The organism is Moorena sp. SIO4E2 (genome assembly GCF_010671945.1).
GTDB classification, from domain to species: Bacteria; Cyanobacteriota; Cyanobacteriia; order Cyanobacteriales; family Coleofasciculaceae; genus Moorena; species Moorena producens.
The window spans coordinates 1-2,921 of sequence record NZ_JAAHIE010000769.1; the positions used below are offsets into that span (position 1 = coordinate 1).

Genomic DNA, 2,921 nt, shown 5'->3' on the forward strand with positions numbered 1-2,921 from the left:
TCATTTATCTCGCATCTATCAACGGCTCAGAGGTTGGAGCGATTATCCAATCTCCCTAATCTGGTTGGAAATGACAGGTAATCTGGCTGGAGTTTGGTCTTTGTGGCAGTCCCATCTGCGGGTTAAACGTGAAGGTCGTATAGCAAAGGGAGTAGGGAGTAGGGAGTCGGGAGTCGGGAGTCGGGAGTCGGGAGTCGGGAGTCGGGAGTAGGGAGTAGGGAGTAGGGAACAAAAATTATCACAATATTGTTTCACTCTCGTAAAACAATAATCTCAGCCAAAGACTGAAACTTTTATTTAATCAAGGTTTTAAGTTTTTTTGAATAACTAAAAAATTAAATCACAATGGGTTGAATAAAGCCCTATCAAGCTTTAATTTACTGCTTTATTAAAGTCTAAAAAAATAGTAATATAGCATTTTAAAATAGATCATCAAATAATCGGATCTATTTCCTACTATTCCCTATTTACTGCTCCCTGCTCCCTGCTCCCTGCTCCCTGCTCTCTAAAAACCAGGGAGGGCGAAATTACCTAAACCAATTGACAACTGCTGTCAAATGCTATATTACTCCAATGTCTTCAATACAACATCGAAAATCAAAACTCAAACAATTTTACAAGTGGCGGCTTTCTTATCTCTATGATTTGCTACGAGAGCTAGTTAATCGGGAGATGAAGCTACTCTACAAACGGTCAGTTTTGGGAGTAGCTTGGATGCTGCTTAATCCACTACTCCAGCTAGCTGTATTTTCCTTTGTTTTCCGTTTTGTATTGTCGGTTGATATTCCTCAATATACCTCCTTTGCATTTTCTGGTTTGTTGGTATGGACATGGTTTAACACGTCTCTTTTTCAAGCCACTGGGGTGATTATTAGTAATCGCCCCCTGATCCGACAACCGGGTTTTCCCAACGCTATCTTACCGGTGGTTACCGTAACAACAGGTCTGATTCACTTTATTCTAGCCCTGCCAATATTAGTTATCTTTCTGTTAATCGATGGTGTTCAGCTACAGCCAGTAATTATACTGTTACCAATCCTACAAGCTCTACAGTTTTCCGTTACCATTAGTTTAGCCTATATACTAGCTGGGCTTAATGTAATATTTCGCGACACCCAGCATACTATCGGTGTACTTCTACAGCTGTTTTTTTATCTCACACCTATTTTTTATGAAATTACTAATGTGCCCAAAAATTACCAGTTTTTCTATTACCTTAACCCGATGGTGCATCTGGTTACCGCCTATCGCGCTGTACTAATTAAAGGAACACCACCGGATTGGATAGCTCTGCTAGTTATGGCTTTGGTCACGGCAGTGTTTTTACCTATCGGTCTTCAAATTTTCCGGTGGCAGAGCGATCGCTTTGTGGAGGAATTATAGATGGTTGATGCAATTATTGTTCAAGGACTCGGTAAACGCTTTAACTACTATCATCCTGAGCGACCGCTTACTATTATGGAGGCGGCGCTGTCGGGTTTTCGGCATATTATGGCAGCGGAAGGGTTTTGGGCGTTGCGGAATATTACGTTCAAGGTTTCCCCAGGCCAAATGCTAGGCATTCTCGGTCACAATGGAGCAGGTAAATCAACGTTATTGCGCTTGATTGGTGGGGTTGGAAAACCGGATGAAGGGAAGGTTAGGGTTAATGGCTCCATTGGAGCGCTGCTGGATTTGGGGGCTGGTTTCCATCCAGATTTGACTGGGCGAGAAAACGCTTTTGTTAGTGGTGTTGTAGCAGGTCTTACTCGTCAAGAGGTGGGGCGGCGTTTTGATGAAATCGTGACGTTTGCTGAACTTGAGCAGTTTATCGATAACCCAGTCCGCACTTATAGTACAGGGATGCAGATGCGGCTGGCGTTTTCGGTGGCTGTACACACAGACCCAGATGTGATGCTAGTTGATGAGTTTCTGTCCGTTGGGGATTTGGCATTTCAGGCTAAGTGCTTGGAACGAATTGCTCAGTTGAAAGAGTCTGGCTGTGCTATTGTCCTAATTTCTCACAGTAGCGAGCAAATTGAGCAACTTTGCGATCGCGCTTTGTGGCTACAACAAGGACAAATCATGGCTTACGGTGAGCCAAAAGTGGTAGCAGGACAGTATGTCAATCAAATGCGATCGCAAACCCAGCAACCTACTCCCAACAGACCTGCCCAACTGACTAGGTCTGGTGTGGAACTGCGAATGAATGAAAACCGGTTTGGCTCTCTAGAAGTAGAAATTACCGATGTGCTGCTGTTACCTAGCTTAGAGATTAATAGTGGTGATTCCTTGGCCATTGACATTGAGTACTTGTCACTTCAACCAATTGATGGACTAATTTTTAGTGTCATCATTAGCACTGAAGATGGTCAAATCTGTCTTGAGACTAACACAACTACCATGGGAGCATCCTTACCAGGTATTAAAGGTAAAGGAAAAATAAAACTCCATCTATCCCGCTTAGATTTAAACGGTGGTAAGTATTTTGTTGATGTTGGGGTTTATGAACCGAATCGGGCTTATACCTATGACTACCATTGGCATGTGTATCAGCTTTTAGTGCGTTCAAAAGATAGCGAAAAAGGTATTATTAGCCCACCGCTTCGTTGGGATGTTGTTGAAGGTTGAAAGTTGGTTGAAGGTTTAAATTTGGTTGAAGGTTGAATGTTGGTTGAAGGTTGAATGTTGGTTGAAGGTTGAATGTTGGTTGAAGGTTGAATGTTGGGTGAAGGTTGAAGGTTGGGTAAAAGTTGAATGTTGAATGTTGTTCGCCTTTGGCGTTCGGTGAAGGGTAGGTTTAATGTTGCTTGATTGTTGACTGAGGAACAGGTAATAGGCAACAGGTAACAGATTTAGCTTTACGATTCCCGATTCCCGATTCCCGATTCCCGATTCCCGATTCCCGATTCCCGATTCCCGATTCCCGATTCCCGATTCCC

3 protein-coding genes and 1 pseudogene are annotated in these 2,921 nt (G+C 43.1%); 2 read left to right on the top strand and 2 right to left on the bottom strand.

The window, feature by feature from the left end:
* Nucleotides 1-42: 42 nt before the first annotated feature.
* Nucleotides 43-255 carry a hypothetical protein gene (locus tag F6K37_RS36895; protein WP_287255948.1) on the bottom strand — a complete coding sequence of 71 codons (213 nt, stop codon included), beginning with the start codon at nucleotides 253-255 and terminating at the stop codon, nucleotides 43-45.
* Nucleotides 256-573: 318 nt separating this feature from the next.
* Here F6K37_RS36895 and F6K37_RS36900 point away from each other — a divergent pair, with 318 nt between their 5' ends.
* A complete protein-coding gene (locus tag F6K37_RS36900; RefSeq protein WP_008178603.1) occupies nucleotides 574-1,383 on the top strand; it encodes an ABC transporter permease in 810 nt (269 codons plus the stop codon).
* On the top strand, nucleotides 1,384-2,610 hold the full coding sequence (locus F6K37_RS36905; protein WP_008178601.1) for an ABC transporter ATP-binding protein: 1,227 nt from the start codon (nucleotides 1,384-1,386) through the stop codon (nucleotides 2,608-2,610).
* Between the two features lie 15 nt (nucleotides 2,611-2,625).
* Here the strand turns inward: F6K37_RS36905 and F6K37_RS36910 are convergent.
* A pseudogene (locus tag F6K37_RS36910) lies at nucleotides 2,626-2,921 on the bottom strand (hypothetical protein); the annotation flags it as partial.

Excerpts from the sequence above, each read along its gene's own strand:
- F6K37_RS36900 (WP_008178603.1), top strand. The coding sequence starts at position 574 with ATGTCTTCAATACAACATCGAAAATCAAAACTCAAACAATTTTACAAG.
- F6K37_RS36905 (WP_008178601.1), top strand. The coding sequence starts at position 1,384 with ATGGTTGATGCAATTATTGTTCAAGGACTCGGTAAACGCTTTAACTAC.